This is a genomic window from Paenibacillus sp. FSL R5-0713 (assembly GCF_037973325.1).
Lineage (GTDB): Bacteria > Bacillota > Bacilli > Paenibacillales > Paenibacillaceae > Paenibacillus.
This window is the reverse complement of record NZ_CP150229.1, coordinates 1,408,446-1,426,005: the sequence shown is the minus strand read 5'-3', so window position 1 is coordinate 1,426,005 and position 17,560 is coordinate 1,408,446. Positions and strand designations below refer to the sequence as shown.

The following is a 17,560-nucleotide window of genomic DNA, read 5'->3' as shown; positions in this document are numbered from 1 at the left end:
TTAAACATTAACTAAATTAAAATTTATCTATTCTGTTGCATACCAAGATATATCCGCGTACAGTGTAGTATTAGAATTATCACCAAAAAAACTAGTGGTTGGAGCATTAATAATTGTGAATCCTGTTGCTCCCGGGCTAATTGATGCTCTAAATTCGCTAGCGTTACTCCCTCTAGAATGACCCCAATTTTGACCATCAATATAAGAATATGTGAATTCCCATACATAACTTGTAAAATAGTAGAGTGTAATTTTTAAAATTATTTTGGTTGGTCTAAACCCTGTGGAGACATAAGGGGCACTCGTTAATCGGTATTCTCCACCAAAGGAACTTCCATTATTGTAAGTCATATTTTTTATTGTGCCACTTGATACTCGTTTTCCAGTAATAACTTGACTTACTTTTGTCGCCAATTGTGCGTGTGTATCGCTGCCTGATGCCGTTACTCCCTTGCCAGTAATGGCGGCAGCGATAGCCGATTTCCCATCACTGACAGAGGACTTTAAACTCTCAAATTCCTCTCTAGACGGAACCTTAACCCACGCTCCCCAAGTATCATAAAGATTTCGTTGCCAAGTAGTAAATCCTACGGGCAGAAATGTGATTAGAGTTTGTGTCACTCCTGGTATGTTCCCTGTATTCTGGGTTCCATTTTTGCTTACTTTCAGACTGAAGGCTATTCCTACAGGGCAATTTTTTAATGTTTCAGCAACACTACTAAGTTGACAATAGAACTCCCCTTCTGTTACGAAATTATTTAAATCATCATTTTGTTTGATACTTGTTGACTTACTGAGAGAATGTTCAACTAAGAAATTCTTTAATTCTTTTTCACTATCTTTACCGTCAATTACTGATAGCTTCTTAGAAATAGCTGATGAATCATTTATTAATTGATCTATTACTGTTTTCTCGCTCAATCCAACAGATCCAGTCAATGGTACTGAAAAGAAATCACCTAAACTCTGATATGTGACTGAGTATTTAGCCGATGAATCAAATTGCAAAGCTGGTAGACTAGCGAGTTCCCTGCCATAAATTTCTGACTCAGGACTAAATCGATTTACGTCCCAATAATCCTGAATATCGTCTTTATAGATGGACATTATTTTTTTAACTTTGCTCTTTAATTTAGAAGATTGATTGTAGTTATTAATGTTGTAGGATTTATATTCGTTTGAAGTAAACACTGGATTAACACTCTCTCTAATCTCCAGGCCTGACCCTACTTCTAGCTGATTCTGCCCATTTAAAAATGTTAGTTGTCCTTCCGCTTTAATAGGGTCGATAGTCGGTTTTGAAACTAGATACACGATCTGATAAGGAGTCCACCCCGGAATCTGTGTCGTTGGCAGAATCTTAGTCCCTTCTCCCGGTGTAGAAATACCATCTGTCAGCTTATGCCAATACTTTGTGCCAGCTCCGTTATACAATGAACTTTCTCCGTCATATAGTCTCCAACCTAAGAAGTATGCCTTAATATCATCAGTGCTTGGATTGTATGAATCTCCCCAACCACTTTCATCATTAGAAACGGTCATCCAGAGGTATCCCTTATATGAATCATTGCCAACATTAAAAACATCGGCACTTAAGAGAGGGGAACTTGATCGATCTAATGTTAGGTTTTTCCCGTTATATTTGGTCAGATAAGCCTTAAAATTCGAAGTATCTACGTTTCTTGGCATGTAAATAGCAATTTGTTTATATCCAGTATATTTAGTAGCCCCAAGACTATTAGAATCTAAATTTTCAGGGATAAGTTGAACTTTTCCCCACTTTTTTACTTTATAATAATGTCCTTCTCTAAAGAAAACTTCATCAGCGTTCTCACCAGTCACTGGATCAGAAAACAACTCCGTCTGAAGTGCGAGCATTGAATCTTCACGTACTTTAAACGATCTAGCCCCTTCACCTAAAGTCATTACAGGTTGCTCAAAAGTTGCTTTGTTCCCAGCAGCCCATGTCCATTTGCTCACATCAAATTCATCAGTGTATTGTGTAACACCGCTGAGATGCATTCCGATATACACAGCATTGGGTGCTGTTCTTATTGTTTTAGTTTCTCCAGGATTGATGAATAACCCCTGTACCCTTTCAGAAGTAGCATAAACACTTAATCGAAGCTTACCTGTGCTTTTTAATGGATTGCTAATCGTGTATTCTTGATCAGCTAATATATTCAAATAAGTCACAGCGTACGCATCAGTTCCAATAGAATCGGCCAGCATTTTGCCACTAGCAGAATACGGAGCATCGATCATTAAACTATGACCCAAAGAATTCCATTCATAAAACGGTGGCAAAAGATTTTCTCCGTATCGAATTACAAATGGATTATGCACAGGTTGAACACTATCCACATAAGGATATTTCGCTGCAATTTTATTAGAGGGCATGTTAGAAAGAGCCTTCAATTCATCTGAAGTAATCTCATATAACCGCACTGCATCTACATGACCAAATTGTCCAGCTGCACTTCCCACAATTGAAATCTGTAAATTATTTGTCGTTGTCCCTAGTCTCGTAGCAGGAATCAGCAAGACTGCTGACGAGAACTGATCAGTTGTGACCACTGTCCCGGAAACGTTAGACGTGCCATTCCACAAAGAAAGAGAAATACTCGTCGAAGTGCCATTTCTCAAATCTGCAAGTGCAATATAGTTTTTACTCGTTGATAGGGTTTGCCCTAATAATTTGTATAAGCTGCCTCCGGTGTTGCCTTCCTTCATCGAAATTTTAATACTTTGATTACCTTGCGTTTTCTGTGACGAATCCAATGCAGACGCTATACCTGGCGTTGTAAACCAACCGCTCATACTTTCAAAACGACCATCACGCCCCAACAAGTTCACAAGCGTGCGTCCCTTCAGCCCCTCCAACTTAAAGGTCGACGCGCGCTCCGCATGAATGATCTGCAACCCGGGCTCCAGCGTTACCGATCTTCTCTTCTCCACATCCAATCGTTCCTCAATGTCACTTACTTTGGTTGCTGTTTCTTCAGACTTATCCTCAGCCCGCACTGCAAATTCATCAATCTTCTCCCAGTTCTGATCCAGATACTTATCCAGATCAAAGTAGGTTGTTGATGGCGAGGAACGATCTATTTTATTCAACCCCAGATTGGGTGTCTTTGGTTCACTCATTAAGCTCCACCTCCTGCTAATTTATCCTGCCGGGTTTGTTCCATCTCAGTCAGGGTCATGCTCTCAACCTCGGTAATGGTCAGATACCGCAGACGGTACTCTACGGTCATATGAGCCGGTTTAATATCTTCAATTACTGCCTTCAGATCATCCAAATTAGGAGGTAATCCATATTTATCCACAAAGCTCACTGTAAAACTCCACACTTCCGGCTGAAACGTTACATCCACCTTGCCCCCGGCATACGCCTCAGCCACATTCGCAACCAGCCTGCCCGAGAACTTTCCTGCACCACGCAACTTCGATTCCAACACGGCACGCCTTTGTTCCATAGGTTTGAGACGATCTGTCTCAATGCCGAGCTCCTGCTCCCAGAAGTCCAGACCCCACGTCGCCGTGCGGACAAAAAACTGCTCCAGCGTCTCATCCAGCGCCTTGTACAGCAGATCCATTTCACTGCCTTTGGCCTGCATGTCGGCCTGCATAACGCGAGAAGTCTCATAATAATTTGGCAAATACGAGAACAACTCCCGCCCTTTCTCACTCGTCAGTCCAGCATCTACAGTAGAAGGAGCACTCATGCCCTGTCCCCTCCCTTCCTTGCCCATCATCATGGAGCGTCTCGCTCACCAGATCCAACCCAGATCGGCGTATTTCTCCCAATCTCCCTTGGTCTCCGCACTCCCAAACTGCGTCCTCATCCACCATCTGCCCAACACTACTCATGCACATCCACCGTCCCCAACACGGCCACCTGACTCGCGGTCATCTCGATATTCTGGTCGCTCACACCGTTCACGGTAAGCTCCGAATAGTCGATAATTGGCGGAATGTCCAGCAGGATCGCGGCAATGCGGGTGTAACGCACGAGTGGATCTGCAAAAGCCAACTGTTTCAGATACGCGGTCACCCCACGTTCGATCAATGCTCGCACATCAGCCAACGTCGCATCACTGGCCAGCGTCAACTTCACCTGAATGTTCATCGGCACTTCTTCTGCTGGCATCACGGACACCACTGGCCCCGCCGGCGCAACACCTTCACCTTGCCCATCCTGCGTTGGATCAACATACTTTTGTACCGCTGCCACCAGATCAGTACCTGCGGCACGTTTGTCCGTGTCCAACAAATACAATCCCACCGTACCTGGTCCCTGCCATAACGGTATAACCCGCGTTGCACCAACACCTGGCACTTCACTGGCCCACTGTACATATTGCGATTTGTTGCCGCTTGTCCCTTGGTTGCGGACTTTGGCATAAAAGCGTTCCAGCAGCGCGGTATCTGCCTCAACATCCGCACCGCCTTTGATCACCTCAACGTTAGTGACAGAAGTCACGCCACTTACAGGTGTAGACAGCACCGTTACCGTGCCCGCAGGCACATTGCTCTCTTTTCCAGCAACAAGCGCTCGCACGCCAACCACCCCGAAGCCCTCTGCATCCAGTTCCACACGTCCGACTGTCTCATATTCGAGCGAAGCTTCAGCAGACACTTCATCCGCGAGCGTAGCCACGACCGTTCCAGCAGGCACCACTTTCCCCGGCGTACCCACGAATCTCACAGCACCCTGAGCCGCCACCGCAGCCCGCCGCGTAATGCCGTGCTCTCCCGCCCGCAGATCCAGCTCTTCCGAACGAAAATTCGGATCACTGCTTGCAGCCGTACTTGCAAACCCCCGCCGCAGTAATTCCTGCGCCCACAACGCCGCCTCAGACAGCATAAACGCTACCGGAGCTTCCGCATCCCACAGAAACGAACCCTCCGACTTATCCAGATCCGCGGGCAGACGATCCAGCATACGCTGCATAATCTGTTCCTCCGTCTGGTCCTCCAAATAACGCGGAATCTCAGCCATCCCGTCAGATCACCTCACTTTCCAGAATAAACATCTCTTCCTGCACACTCGCCACCCGGCACGAGAACATGCACTGTTCCCGATTCCAATCGAATGTAAACTGGTCTACCGAATCCGTGCGTGGATCAGCCAATAGCGTTTCCGTCACCATCCTGGTAATTTCACTTTCCATCACGCCGCGACTATCACCATGACCCACCAGCTCCTCCAGCTCCGAACCATAGTCCCGAGAATAAATCACATGTCTGTACCTTGGGGTTTTCACGGCCTTGATGCACCATTGCACCCAGGCTTCATGCCCATCAGCAGCAGCGACTTTGCCACTTGGGGTCAGCACAAAATCGCCTGTATCGTAATCAAATCGCCAACTTCGTCCAAAGCGTACCTCTTCAGATGCCGCCCCCGACAGATCCTCCTCATCTCCCCAGACCATACCCGTTTCCGGGAACAAACTAGGCATTGGCACTCACCACCTTACACAGCACCACAATGTCGTTACCGCCATTCACCCGCATCGCCAGTACGCGATCTCCCGCTTTTAATCCTTTACCAAGAGACCACACCGCTTCTTCCACTTCCTCTTCTTGCAAAAGAAACCGTCCTGTGACCGTCGTTCCACCGTTTGCCACGTCAGGTATATCGGAAATCGCGCCAGCAGCCTCGCGCTCCGGTAATCCAAGCGTGCCCGGCAACTCGGCCACGAGATAATCCCGCACTTCGTGCTTGAAATCATCCAGCTTTACGCCGGAAGAGGTCATCGTACCCAATACCGCGCCCAGACCGCTCACGGCCTGACGGGAATGAGTACTCATCGCACCCCGCATGACGTCGGCAAAATGCCCATACGGATCATCTTTATTCAAGGTAAACCCTCCTTTTCACCAGCTCAGCCGTCCCCAGTTCCAATGTCATCGTTCCAGGTCCGGCAGACAGATCACGGCTGACCGACATGACGATTAACTTCAGTCCTTTTAACAACACGGCGTCCCCGGCGCGAATCGTATTCACATCCGGTGCGGAGATCGTAAAGGTCTCCTGAATCCCCGTCAGATGACTTTTCGCCAGTTTCTTCGCGGCGTTTGTCGATTTCACCTGATCGTCCTCGACCAGCTTTTGCAATGTGCCCAGTTCTTCCACACCATTCTGCTCAATCGCGAGCACTTTGGATGGAACCTCTTTGCCACTTCCAGACTCCGACGCTGCCATCACCTTCACTTTGGTGACCGCTCCTTCGAGCGTACGCATCTGGGTCAGATCAATCAGCCGATCCAGCTCATACACCTTCGCGTTACTGCCGACCTGAAATAGCTGCAATCCGCCGGGTGTCATCCGTGGATGATACATCTCCCCACCAGACTTGGCCGTTTCCTTCAGATCAGCAAACATCATCGAAAAGATCGTCTGTGACCGATACACGGCTTTGCCCAGCTTGGTCTTCGTATCCGGTAGCGTGCCGTATGGAATCTTCCACTCTTTGGCGTAGGTTTTGAGTCGTTGCGTAGCAGTCTGATCCTTCGGCAACAGGAACTCGTCCTCTGATTTTTCCAGATAGATCATCCGGTCGTACACCGTGAGAGATAGCCGCTTGGTGCCGCTGTTGGAACTCTCCACCTCCCAGATGACCGCAGGATGCAGCAAATGAACCATGGATTTTTCGCCAAAAGGAACCCCGCTAATCCGCACCGCCATGCCCGGTGAGATCGAAGGCAGACCCGAAGATGCAGACACCGCCAGCCGGATGTTGGCCTGATACGCAATCTGGTCCAGCGAGTCCTTCAGCGTAATTGTCTCTACCAGCTTGGTGATGTCATATTTGTCGTCGACAATGACCTTGTAGGTCATGGCATCACCAGCTTTTGCCCGGGCTTGATCCGGTTAGGATCAGTGCCGATGATCTTCTTGTTGAGCTTGTAGATCTCGTTCCATTTGGAACTGCTGCCCAGCTCAAGCTTTGCTATTTTGGACAGAGAGTCACCGGATTTGACGGTGTAGGTCTTGCTAGACTTTTTCAAATCCGTACGAGAACCTGACTTGCTCCCGGATGCAGCTGAGCCGACCTTCTCCACCTTGGAATCCCGCCATGTCCGCAGGGTTAAGTCGAAATAAATATCTCCGCTCTCCCCGCCCCGGAAGGTCGTATTGTGCGAGATCAGATATACCGGCACATTCACCCCCGTGTTGGTGATAATGAAGCGCAGCGGCTTTTTCGATATCAAAAACGTATTCAGCATATTCATCGCTACCCGCGGATCAGGCAAATCTTCGTACATGCAATAGGACGCATCATACTCTTTGGGAAAAAAAGAAGAGAAGGTGATCTCCTTCACCTTCTCCCCCTGCGCAAAATCAAACTCGCCATGCTCCAGCATATTAATCGTTTCGTACCCTTTGGAACGTGAGATCGTCAATTCTTCCGGTTTCACTGGAAATTGAAACTGCGTTTTCCCATCGATCAGAGTAAATTCCATTCTGATCCCTTCCACGTTATCTTCCAATACAGTCATAAACGGCCTCCTTTCTGCTTAGGCCATGATGGTTTTTCGGTTTTCCATCGCACGACGCACTTCCCCTACAATACGTTGTCCAACTTGACGTGATAGTCCATCGTAGTCAATGGCATTTTCACGAACGGTCACCTGCACAGCACCTGGTGGAATATTGATCGCAATCTGATTGGTAGTTTCGGTTTTGAAATCCTTCAAGTAACCGGACAGACTGCTCATCTGGTCTTCGGATATTTGTACCGTCATCGTAGACGATTTTCCATTCGTCTGCGTAGCACCGTTACCAAGCGCCATGGCTTGGTTTTGCATCATGCTTGTTCCCATGAAGCCAGCAGATGTAGGCTGACCGACCTTGCTGTTCATATAAGCCGTTGGGCCTGTCATGGCCAGTGCTGGTGGAATATAAGCAGGTGCCATCTGCGGCCCTGTTGGTAATTGCGACGGTGCAGCTACTGTTGCTGCCGAGACCGTCTTCTCTTCTTTTTTGGAACCAAAGCCGAAGAAGTTGGATATGCCATCGGTGATTTTTTTGGTTTTCTCAGAGACATAGTCCGCTGCACCCGACAATGCATCCCCTACACCCTCGGTAGCACTAGACATAAAGTTTCCAATATCCTTCGCTTTGTCTCCGATCCAACCGCCTGCTGCACTTCCGGCCCAACCACCTACTGCACCACCAACCCATGTCCCTATACCAGGTAAAAGTACACTACCGATGGCGCTACCAATCGCAGTGCCTGCTGTGCCGCCAATCATGGAACCTACCGCTCGACCACGTTCTTCCGGGGGTGCTGTCGCTACATTCGCCACGTCTGCGAGCATGCTTATGGGTCCGAGAAGCCTTTTGGCACCTTTGGCGAAACCTCCGCTCAAGCTGTCCATCAACCCACTACCTGCCAGCATATCGGTTAATGATCCGAGTGAACCAGAGTCTGCGAAGCCTAAGCCACCCATACCTCTAACTCTTCGTCCTCTTCTCCCATTTCTATTTCGATCGGGTGGAGGATTAGGCGGATCAGGTACAGGTGGCCTCGGTACCGGATTTGGTCTTGGGCCTGGATTCGGGCCGTTGCCTGATCTTCTACCACTTCGGTAGCCTCTTCTGCCCCGATCAGGGCCTCCGCCTCCACCCGCATTCGGTGTACGAACTCTGCGGTTTTTGCCCATCTTTCCACCTGTGCAACAGCAGCATTTGGAAGCCGGGCTTCTGGTTGGATCTGGTGCAGGACTGTCATCCTTTTTCTTTTTGAATAAACCAATAATATCCCCTACATTAAACGCTGCATCTTTCACATCATTGAATGCTTGAATTCCTTCAAGCCACTTTTCCCACCACTTTTTAGGTTCTTCTTCCTTGGCAGGATTATTGACCGTATTATTATTGCTCCCAATGTTCAGTGCCAACGAAGGCCCACTCGCCGGGTTCATCTTCCCCATCGCCACTTCGATCTTCTGCCGAACCTCAAGCGATACTGTACCCGAAGCCGTAACCATCTGGTCCCTGAAACTGTTCAGTTTCGCCAATGCGCGATCCAATGCTGGACTGAGCTTATCAATCAACCCAACCGTCGGTGTAATTCGCAGCCTGCTGATTCGCACAGCCATACTATAAATATGCTCCAACCTGCGCCCAGTCGTTCTCAGTTCATTGTTCACCTTGATTAGACTCTGATATCGAACTCTTCCCAGCCGTTCCGTAGAACGCTGGATCTGATCCAGGTATCGAAGGGTTGTCCGCATTTCGGCATTGGACTTGGATAGACCTACAATCATTTCTGCCATTTTTTCACCTCCTGCCTTATATCGTTATCTATTCATTTGCGAAGTGATCGCTGCCATTTCCTCTTCCGAGAACGCGATCAACAGCGAGCGCTCCCCGCGTGGCAAAGACCAGAACTCTCCGGGTCGGAGATGATGACGTACCCACATGTGATACAGGAACGTGGTCATTCCGCCGGAGTGAATCAGTTTTTTAGGTCTTCAATCTCCACACCGAAGCCGGACAGCTCCAGCACTTTATCACCTACAGCATCCAATTCACCCGCGAGCAGCATACGGCGAACCGCCTGTTCTCCACCAGACAGCTTCATGCGACCGGTAATGCGGGTATCCCCCCAGCCGGACAGTTCCAGGCTGCGTACTTTCAATTTCACGGTTGCTTCGGAAATGAGAAGCGCGTTAAATGTTTCCGTATCCACCTTTTCCTCGGTGCGGCCTTTGGTCGTTTTTCGAATTGTACAGCGTTCGCGAATGTGATCCACTTTGGAGGACGTCAGTCCACGCAAGGTCAACAGCAGATCCAGACGCTGAATCCGCACATTCTCCTCTGGCAAACGTTCTGCTGCTTCAAACAATTGATCCAAAATCTGTTCTTCGGACATATTTTCATTCATACTCATTGGGCGTTATCTCCTTCTTGCTCACATTTTGCAATCATAATGGTACACTAGCCACTCCGATGACAGAATAACCTTCCGATCGCTGTTATCCCCAGATTTTTTTGATTCCCCTCTTCAAGGGAAAATCCGGGGATAAAGGCGAACGCTCCACTTCTTCACGTTATTTCTGTCCTCTCCGTTATCGTGTAGATACTAAATTTGCTTTAAGTAGACAACAAAGAGACCGAGATCATCTCGGCCTCCATTAAAGTCCTTTTTAGTTCGCCACAATCGGATTTAACAATTCAAATCCTTCAAACGTGAAGCCCGTTTCCTCCGGTACTTCCTCACCCGCTGTCCAGTTGGCAAGCTGGATTTTGTCCACCATGCAACCTTTTAGCAGAACACTCTCGTGTCCATACGATTCAGGGTCGTTCAGCTTCGAAATAATCTCGAATTTGGTGAAGCCGCGCAGGATCATATCCGAAGTGACCTTGTAGCCCGTCATCGTGCCTGTTCCTTTTTTTGCGCCGTTTTTGTGCACTTTCCAGTCGTTACCGACCAGGTTCAGCTCACGCTTTTCAATCTCCACACTCGCTTCCAACTTGTTAATGTTTGTCTGCCACACACCATCAATATGCAGCTGACCATGGGTACCGAGAATTACTCTTGACGCATCCAACATATTTTTTCCTCCTTGAAATTAAAAAATATCGTGTAAACCATCCGTTCAACGTATAGTAATTATTTTAGAAAAATAGTTCTTTCCTTCCACACAACCTTATTGCACGTAAAATATACCGAACAACTGCTCCATCACATCCGTCAGCTTCACATTCCATTGCAGGAATACCTGATCTGCCTCCGGTTTGAGAACTGGAGCAGTGCCATAATACGCCGGATCAAGAATGACATCGTAACCGTCAGCTTCAATCACATTGCTCTGTGCGAGCAGCGCCAAATAGGCCTTCATGGCACTAATCAGTGCCTGACGACCCTCTTCGGTATTGTTCACTTTACCGATATACGTATCTTCCGCGGAACGTTGCAGATCCGTGTTAATGGCGTCCAACACACGAATAGATCGGATTTTTTTCCACGCATTATTCTGGCCAGCGGCTGGTGTTACAAGTGTGTTTACACCGCGAAGTGCTTTCACCTGACGTCCATCATGGAAGAAAATAAATACGCCGTTCTGTACCGCCTGCTCCTGTTCTGCGCGCGTCCAGCGACGTGTCACATCATCGAACGGCGTAGCTGCATAAGTGGTAGATTGGTTCAGACGTTGTCCGGCGATCAGTCCTGCAACATAAGCAGACGTTTCTGCCGAGCTATAGAATGCATCTCCAAGGCGAACGCCTGTACCAACGTTAATCACACCTTCATGGTTGAGCGCAAGCGAACGTGCTGCTGCTTTTTGTACTGCTGTAGCGGAGGTATCATCCGCTGCGGAACCGCCAAATACAGCCATCACTGGCTTGCCTTCACCACGCACACGTTTCACCCATGCCGCAAAGCTCGCAAGCAGAGGTGCATCAGCCGCCTGATCCAAAGCCAAGACGTCGAATTGCTCTCCTTCCAGCGCACCCTGCACAGCAATGTATTCCGCATTGGTTAGGTCATCATTGCCACTTACGCCGCCTTTGAATGCCGCACCCGCAACAGTAGCTACCACACCCGCACCATCACCAATCGCCTGCGCCGTCACCCAGACATTTCGTTCATCCGAATTAATCTCTTTTGCCAGAGAAGCTGCTGTGATATCCGCAGTCAGGAGCGCATACAACATCCGGTTACCTTCAAAGAGGCGCACTTCATGTTTCGTATTATCAATTACACCTGGCTGGATGGTGACGTAGAATCCATTCGCACGATCCCCAGGATACTTCGCATCCAGTTGCAGCACATTGGCATCACTGCTGTCCTTCAAGGTGAGCGTAGCTGTTTTGGCCGCAGCATTTGCTACCCGATAAGCGAGCAACTTCTTCGGCCCGCCCAACAGGGCAAGCTTCAAGGACGTATAAGCTGTACCGTTGTCCAGCGCATTCGCCGCATAGATACGTTCAATCGCCGCTTCGCTCCCTACTTCAACAAAAGTCCCTACAGGACCCCAGTTGGCCTTGATAGGCACAACGACCGTTCCCCGCGTACCTGCCTGAATGGCCGAGGATGCTGCCGCCTGAAAATTCATATATAAGCCCGGAAGGACCGGACGATTCGTTTGTTCCCAAGTTCCACCTGCCATTATGCCTTCACCTTCGCTTTCATAAATTGGTTAATTCGTTCTTGTGTTTCTTCAATGGAAAACGTCTCTTGCGCCGATTCGTACAGCGCACCGTACAGCACCTCTGCCTTAACGGCAAAGAGGGCTTCTGAATGATTCATCAGTTCTGCCCTTGTATACCGCGGAGCGGTCTGTTTGTTTTTTTTCACTGAGCTTGCCATTGCCATCTCACCTCATTTGTTGGACTGCTAATTTCGTTAACATTGATCTTTAAGCGTAACCTATGAATTTTCGACCCTATGAACCTATGAATTTGAAGCTATAATATTGAAGCTAAACCAATCTACTCAAAGCTATAATCTGGAACCACCTTTAATAGAAGGTTCCTCTCGACTAACGTTTACTCCATACCTTTGCTATGGTAAATCTCACGGATCAAAGGTACATTCGTACCCGGACGACGAATCCGCTGTTGTAGTGTCAGACGAATCTGACCATTCAGATACGCATCCGTCTGCAGATCTGCGGTGACCTCATCCACTGTAATATATCTCGTGTTACCTTCGTGCGCTTCGCCCCCCGTTTCATTAACGGCAAGACGAGATTGCACAGCAAGCTTTTCGACCAACCGAGTAACGGTCTGGCGTGTTAGCACCGAATGATCGGTTAGCACATGCCCAATCCACTGTTGTCGAACCTCCAATGCCGAAGTGCCCGCCACAGACGTGCTGCATCCGGCCAATCGCCATAACACAGACGGCGTATCGTATCCACCAGGCCAGGCATCACCATATACCGACCAGTTCGAGCCAAGTTCCTGCTGTGTCCAGCCTTGAAGCGCAGCTAACCACGCATCCTCTGATTCAACGAGAGCAGCTCCCGAGTCTTCGGGAACATACACTCCGAACCGCAGACTGCGCGTAAACATTCCAGACCCTGCATCCACCCGGTCACTATCTGAAGAACCCAGATAGATACAAGTGAAGGACTCACCTGCTTCATCCACTAGCCTTACTTGATGCAATCCTTCGATTAGATCAGCTGACCAAGCTTCTACCTTTTCAGCGCCACCATCTTCCGGACGAGCGTATGGTAAGATTTTAATAATCCTTCGATATCCCGCCCAGGCAGACTTCGGCACTTCTTCGGCAAACGCAACCACGGCACAAGGCCCAGCCAACACTTCGCCTGAAGCAGGTACATCCAGCACACGATCATCCCAATCTGGAACAAGGACCGCGAGCTTCTGTTTTAGCGTTTTTTTAATGAGCGTACTCATTTTACCGGTGCTCATGATCGTGCTAATCTCATTGTTCATAGACACATTCATTTCGCCCCCTTTGGCTGCAAGTTTGAGATCTGCCCACACCGTGCAGCGACAATGCAGCAGCAGTAGACTCCCCCTTTGAACTCAGAGTCTGTATTCCGATCGAACCAGTACCGGGACTAATTCACCGCATCAAAAAGACCGGCCACCTGGCCGGTCTGTACATTAGCGTATGTGCTTTCGGTGCGTCCCTTGTTATTGATCCGATAATACAATCTTACACTCTTTCATCCCTAGCGCGGATGGTGTTCCGTACGACTTCGGTGCGATAAAGGGAGTCGTTCGGGTGGAAAAAAGACGACATAACGCGTTCTACTATTTCAAACCTTAGTTCAAAGTAACTTGCGGGTTCAACGTAATCTCAAATGCGCGGCCCCAGATGAAATCCGGATTCGCATATTCCAACAGTGCACTAGCATACGTCGCATAGGATAATTCGTCATTACATATCTGTTTGATCGCCACATTGCCTGTCTGGAAGGCTGTCTTATTCGCAAGCGCCGTGGTATAAGTCTGCATCAAATCACGCAGCAATGTTTGCAGATGGGCATAGTCTTGCTCTGAGTTGAACAGCAGCATATTTTGATCCGAAAGGGTAGCCACATTGGTATACAACGCGTGAGCTCGGGAATACGTGCGAATCTCTGCAATCGCTACCGCTTTATAGTAATAATCCTTCAGGAAACGTTTAAACAACAAGGAGCCGTGTGCATTCATTGCATCTCGCAATTTATGCTCATGCTTCTCTGTGGTGATCAACGCGTACCTAGACTGCCCCATACCTACGGCAATACCGATCTTGTTGCCCGGTGTATTCCAAGCACTGTATCCCAACACCCGTCCGGTATATGGACTGCTCAGCAACGCTTCAGCAACATCAACATTCGCTGGACCTTTTCCCACAAAATCAATCAACACCGAAGGCAGACCTTGCTCCCCATTCAGCGTCAACTGCTCCAACGCAGCCTGCACCTGATCCAGAGCGGTAATCGCAATAATCTCGATGTCGACGGCTGTGTTCTCTCCGGAATTTCCCGGGTGACCCTTTGTCATACGATCCAGTTCGGAAGCCATATCAAATGGAACAACTTGCTCGACTGATACAGCCACCAGCTGTTCATTATCCACACTAGTCATCGGATCCGTCACCACCTCCGGTTCAGGATATGCCGAATCGGCCACAAGCACACCGCCCACAATATCCACATGACGAACCACATTCTCGTGTACGTCCATGTATTCATATGTGTTAATGATCGTATTGCCGTGAGGACCAAAATATTTCACGGCGTAACGTGTCTTCGCCCCGCCTCGGAACAACTGGTTAGCCATGCGAGCAACCAAAGCGTGCCCCAGACCATCCGCATCCGGCAAGATGATGGCACGATCCGGATTTTGTCCATTGGTTCCACTAAGCCATTCATTGATTCGTGCTTCTACATAGTTGATTTCATTAATCTGAACACCCTGCGTGTTGGCATCGTCGACACCCACGGCGAGGAAATCGATATAACCTGAGCGAGCCAGCTGATCCAAAATGTACAGATTTGTTTTGAATTTATGCTGTCTTGTATTGTAATACTGTTCTTTATCAAAATAGGTCGTTGTCCCATATTCCACCCCATCCGGGGACAGGTTATAACCTTGAATAATATCTTCAAATTCGGTGTATGTCTGACGCGGCTGCTGCATCAACGCACGGGACTCATTATATGCATCGAGTGCCAAACCATCTGCAAAAGAGGTTGTAGCCAGACGCATGATGGTATCCATTACGAACACAGGTTTACGTGGATATTTTTGCTTAATCACGCGGATTACATCCAGCAAACGAGTGGTTTCTCCATCGTATTCAGGATAGGTGCCTCCCCCATCTTCACGAAGCTGACGACTGCCAATCAGACCGCCATAGGCGAGCATATCGGATGAGATAATGAATCCGTCGACTTTGGCAGCATGTTTTAGAATAAAGTCGTGAATCTTGGACGGTTTGCCATAAACCGGTGTGGATGTGCCGAGCAGCGTTGTGCCATCTACGGTTTTCTCCGAGTCCAGACGATTCTTAATATCACTCAGGTTCGGTGTAACGATATGGATACCGGCTGCTTTCCCTTGCACAATCACATCATCCAGATTCGCTGGACGATCATCCAGTGGAACATACAATACTGTTTTCATATCACGTAGCCTCCTGTTATCTGTTTAGTCTTATTACCCGATCAGGGCAAGGGAACAATCACCGAATTAAAAAACCGGCCCCATGGCCGGTCTGTACTTTAGCGTATGAGCTGTCAGTGTTGTCTGCCTTGCTGCTGATCCGATAATACCATTTTACCGCCTTTGCCCACTCGTGCAGATGGTAATCGGGATGAATTACGCCTGAATGTGGTCGTCTCTATGACGGTTAAATGCCGATTTCTCGAGAAAAAAACTCCTATCGATAACCCAACCAAACCCATCCTGTTGATGTTTATATGACGTAAGCAGTTTTCAAATTCTACGAACAATAAAGGATGAATATGACCATGAAGAAAAGGTATTTCTTCTATCTTTGGATTGCTGTCACCAGTTATATGGCGGGCCCCGCTATGTATGCGTTGGCGATGTACATCTTATATCAGGAAACAGATGTTATAACAACATCTCTCATTGGATGGACCACGGCAACATTCTTATCCGTTGGTATCCTGTTTATCCTGATTACAGTCATCGTGCTACGAGTGTTCAACATCTATTATTTCTGGCTGCAAACCCTGCTCTTCGAGTTGTTTTTCCTTGTCCTCGTCTATATGACCACTGTTCTTCTTGGGGCTGGCAACAGGGGACTGCCCCAGCTGTCCTTTCTATTTACACCCGAAGGCATCTCCTTATGGATTTTCTGGGGGAGTATTGCACTTATGAGTTCCTGGGGTATATGGGCAGCACGTCAGCCTATACGAAAATCGCCATACATGTTGGTGTCCCGGGTCATTCTGATCCTGTTTATCCTTGAAATTTGGCCTCGTTAAAAAGATACAGCCTGCCGATGATTCAGTAGAACAGAATAATGACAAAAAGGATGTCCTCCGTCAAACTCCTGACTGACGGACACCCCTTGTAAAATGTATGTTTCATCTCACGCGATGATATAACGAAAGTTCTCCCATGTTTCTGGTACGGGCTCCCCGTTCTTGGCATGATGATAGAAGCTGAACGGGAATTTGAATACATGACCTCCGTTCCAGTCACGGGAACGTCTATCGGTGAGCCAATATTCCAGTTCATGGGGCAACGCCACCGACCTTTCCGCTCGTGCTAGTGGCAGTAGATCTACAGGTGATTGCAATGTCGGCATCGCCTGTTCAATATCCACATCTCGGCTTAATCGTAATGCCTTCACCATGGTAAGGAATGGCGGGGTGCCTTTGTGGAATAATGCCGGATAACCCAGTTCATATAATATGTTAAGCGCATGTCCATAGGTCAGCATATGACCAATCAGGTCATGATGCGCTTCCGCGTGATAGATGGTCTGGAACGCACCAAGCTCATCCAGAATCAGGCGTGACAACTGAACTGGATCTTCGATCTCGGGGAAACCATCATTTTTCTCTGGCTTCAGGCTGCGAATTTCTTTCATCGTTGTGTTCATCCAGGATCTTCCCGGAATGGTTCGATCGAATGAATCGATCAGTTCAACCAGACGACCAATCTCCTCCGCAGTGCCCCATCCATCCAGTTCGCGAATGGCTTTCAGACTGATTGCCCCGTAGATGGCCTGGTGTCCCACCCAGTGCAGCTCTCCAATGGTTCGATGCAATGCGTCCGTAATACACGCTTCGGCATCTTCCCTGGGCATCATCTCACCTATTGGAGAGGTCTGACCAGGGCTGATTCCATGCTGGCGAAGCATGGCTTTTGCTTCGGCGGTAACACTGCCGGCGGCAAGGGCAGTGAGACGATTTTCCCGCACCCAAAAATATGCCGCAATCGCACCCGCCCCATAATGGGCGTGCCACAGATCTCCTGTACGTTCCCGACTGGAAACGATAATCGATAGTCCTTCTTCCAACAAACGTCGATCCAAGCTTGCCACCACCCTTCATCATCTGTATTACGAAGTGGCTTTCTTTCAGAAAGCTT

16 protein-coding genes are annotated in these 17,560 nt (G+C 48.4%); 1 reads left to right on the top strand and 15 read right to left on the bottom strand.

Features of this window, described 5'->3' with window-relative positions; genetic code table 11:
- Nucleotides 1-27: 27 nt before the first annotated feature.
- From MKZ12_RS06245 to MKZ12_RS06180, 14 genes are all read right to left on the bottom strand, one after another.
- Entirely contained in the window at nt 28-3,147 is a 3,120-nt protein-coding gene (locus MKZ12_RS06245; protein ID WP_339259382.1) for a pyocin knob domain-containing protein, read from the bottom strand.
- The gene (locus tag MKZ12_RS06240; RefSeq protein WP_339259381.1) at nt 3,147-3,728 is read right to left on the bottom strand and encodes a YmfQ family protein; all 582 of its coding nucleotides are present in this window, start codon (nt 3,726-3,728) and stop codon (nt 3,147-3,149) included. Before MKZ12_RS06240 ends, MKZ12_RS06245 begins: the two co-directional genes overlap by 1 nt.
- A 137-nt stretch (nt 3,729-3,865) precedes the next feature.
- A complete protein-coding gene (locus MKZ12_RS06235) occupies nt 3,866-5,005 on the bottom strand; it encodes a baseplate J/gp47 family protein (protein WP_339259380.1) in 1,140 nt (379 codons plus the stop codon).
- Nucleotides 5,006-5,009: 4 nt separating this feature from the next.
- Nucleotides 5,010-5,465: a DUF2634 domain-containing protein gene (locus MKZ12_RS06230; RefSeq protein ID WP_339259378.1), complete on the bottom strand. Its 456-nt coding sequence runs from the start codon at nt 5,463-5,465 to the stop codon at nt 5,010-5,012.
- Nucleotides 5,458-5,868 carry a hypothetical protein gene (locus tag MKZ12_RS06225; RefSeq protein ID WP_339259377.1) on the bottom strand — a complete coding sequence of 137 codons (411 nt, stop codon included), beginning with the start codon at nt 5,866-5,868 and terminating at the stop codon, nt 5,458-5,460. Before MKZ12_RS06225 ends, MKZ12_RS06230 begins: the two co-directional genes overlap by 8 nt.
- Nucleotides 5,861-6,847 (bottom strand): phage portal protein, encoded by a 987-nt coding sequence (locus MKZ12_RS06220; protein WP_339259375.1) that lies wholly within the window; start codon nt 6,845-6,847, stop codon nt 5,861-5,863. The genes MKZ12_RS06225 and MKZ12_RS06220 overlap by 8 nt, the downstream gene beginning before the upstream one ends.
- Complete coding sequence (locus MKZ12_RS06215; RefSeq protein WP_339261335.1) at nt 6,844-7,473, bottom strand: LysM peptidoglycan-binding domain-containing protein; 630 nt, start codon at nt 7,471-7,473, stop codon at nt 6,844-6,846. Before MKZ12_RS06215 ends, MKZ12_RS06220 begins: the two co-directional genes overlap by 4 nt.
- A gap of 54 nt (nt 7,474-7,527) precedes the next feature.
- Nucleotides 7,528-9,291 carry a hypothetical protein gene (locus MKZ12_RS06210; protein WP_339259374.1) on the bottom strand — a complete coding sequence of 588 codons (1,764 nt, stop codon included), beginning with the start codon at nt 9,289-9,291 and terminating at the stop codon, nt 7,528-7,530.
- A gap of 182 nt (nt 9,292-9,473) precedes the next feature.
- Nucleotides 9,474-9,908, bottom strand: coding sequence for a hypothetical protein (locus MKZ12_RS06205; protein WP_017690174.1), 435 nt, complete (start codon nt 9,906-9,908; stop codon nt 9,474-9,476).
- Between the two features lie 256 nt (nt 9,909-10,164).
- A complete protein-coding gene (locus MKZ12_RS06200) occupies nt 10,165-10,572 on the bottom strand; it encodes a phage tail tube protein (RefSeq protein ID WP_105600731.1) in 408 nt (135 codons plus the stop codon).
- A gap of 96 nt (nt 10,573-10,668) precedes the next feature.
- Nucleotides 10,669-12,132 carry a phage tail sheath subtilisin-like domain-containing protein gene (locus MKZ12_RS06195; protein ID WP_339259371.1) on the bottom strand — a complete coding sequence of 488 codons (1,464 nt, stop codon included), beginning with the start codon at nt 12,130-12,132 and terminating at the stop codon, nt 10,669-10,671.
- Entirely contained in the window at nt 12,132-12,332 is a 201-nt protein-coding gene (locus MKZ12_RS06190) for a hypothetical protein (RefSeq protein ID WP_339259369.1), read from the bottom strand. The genes MKZ12_RS06195 and MKZ12_RS06190 overlap by 1 nt, the downstream gene beginning before the upstream one ends.
- Before the next feature lie 179 nt (nt 12,333-12,511).
- A complete protein-coding gene (locus MKZ12_RS06185; protein WP_339259368.1) occupies nt 12,512-13,435 on the bottom strand; it encodes a hypothetical protein in 924 nt (307 codons plus the stop codon).
- A gap of 330 nt (nt 13,436-13,765) precedes the next feature.
- Nucleotides 13,766-15,616 (bottom strand): DUF4127 family protein, encoded by a 1,851-nt coding sequence (locus MKZ12_RS06180; RefSeq protein ID WP_339259367.1) that lies wholly within the window; start codon nt 15,614-15,616, stop codon nt 13,766-13,768.
- A gap of 347 nt (nt 15,617-15,963) precedes the next feature.
- Here MKZ12_RS06180 and MKZ12_RS06175 point away from each other — a divergent pair, with 347 nt between their 5' ends.
- The gene (locus tag MKZ12_RS06175; protein ID WP_339259365.1) at nt 15,964-16,446 is read left to right on the top strand and encodes a hypothetical protein; all 483 of its coding nucleotides are present in this window, start codon (nt 15,964-15,966) and stop codon (nt 16,444-16,446) included.
- Between the two features lie 107 nt (nt 16,447-16,553).
- Here the strand turns inward: MKZ12_RS06175 and MKZ12_RS06170 are convergent, their stop codons facing one another.
- Nucleotides 16,554-17,504: a hypothetical protein gene (locus MKZ12_RS06170; protein WP_339259363.1), complete on the bottom strand. Its 951-nt coding sequence runs from the start codon at nt 17,502-17,504 to the stop codon at nt 16,554-16,556.
- Nucleotides 17,505-17,560: the final 56 nt, after the last annotated feature.

Bases quoted from the DNA above. Each gene is read 5' to 3' on its own strand.
- MKZ12_RS06220 (WP_339259375.1), bottom strand. From the start codon at position 6,847: ATGACCTACAAGGTCATTGTCGACGACAAATATGACATCACCAAGCTG.
- MKZ12_RS06205 (WP_017690174.1), bottom strand. From the start codon at position 9,908: ATGAGTATGAATGAAAATATGTCCGAAGAACAGATTTTGGATCAATTG.
- MKZ12_RS06210 (WP_339259374.1), bottom strand. From the start codon at position 9,291: ATGGCAGAAATGATTGTAGGTCTATCCAAGTCCAATGCCGAAATGCGG.
- MKZ12_RS06215 (WP_339261335.1), bottom strand. From the start codon at position 7,473: ATGGAATTTACTCTGATCGATGGGAAAACGCAGTTTCAATTTCCAGTG.
- MKZ12_RS06175 (WP_339259365.1), top strand. From the start codon at position 15,964: ATGAAGAAAAGGTATTTCTTCTATCTTTGGATTGCTGTCACCAGTTAT.
- MKZ12_RS06235 (WP_339259380.1), bottom strand. From the start codon at position 5,005: ATGGCTGAGATTCCGCGTTATTTGGAGGACCAGACGGAGGAACAGATT.
- MKZ12_RS06245 (WP_339259382.1), bottom strand. From the start codon at position 3,147: ATGAGTGAACCAAAGACACCCAATCTGGGGTTGAATAAAATAGATCGT.
- MKZ12_RS06180 (WP_339259367.1), bottom strand. From the start codon at position 15,616: ATGAAAACAGTATTGTATGTTCCACTGGATGATCGTCCAGCGAATCTG.
- MKZ12_RS06240 (WP_339259381.1), bottom strand. From the start codon at position 3,728: ATGAGTGCTCCTTCTACTGTAGATGCTGGACTGACGAGTGAGAAAGGG.
- MKZ12_RS06190 (WP_339259369.1), bottom strand. From the start codon at position 12,332: ATGGCAAGCTCAGTGAAAAAAAACAAACAGACCGCTCCGCGGTATACA.
- MKZ12_RS06195 (WP_339259371.1), bottom strand. From the start codon at position 12,132: ATGGCAGGTGGAACTTGGGAACAAACGAATCGTCCGGTCCTTCCGGGC.
- MKZ12_RS06200 (WP_105600731.1), bottom strand. From the start codon at position 10,572: ATGTTGGATGCGTCAAGAGTAATTCTCGGTACCCATGGTCAGCTGCAT.
- MKZ12_RS06230 (WP_339259378.1), bottom strand. From the start codon at position 5,465: ATGCCTAGTTTGTTCCCGGAAACGGGTATGGTCTGGGGAGATGAGGAG.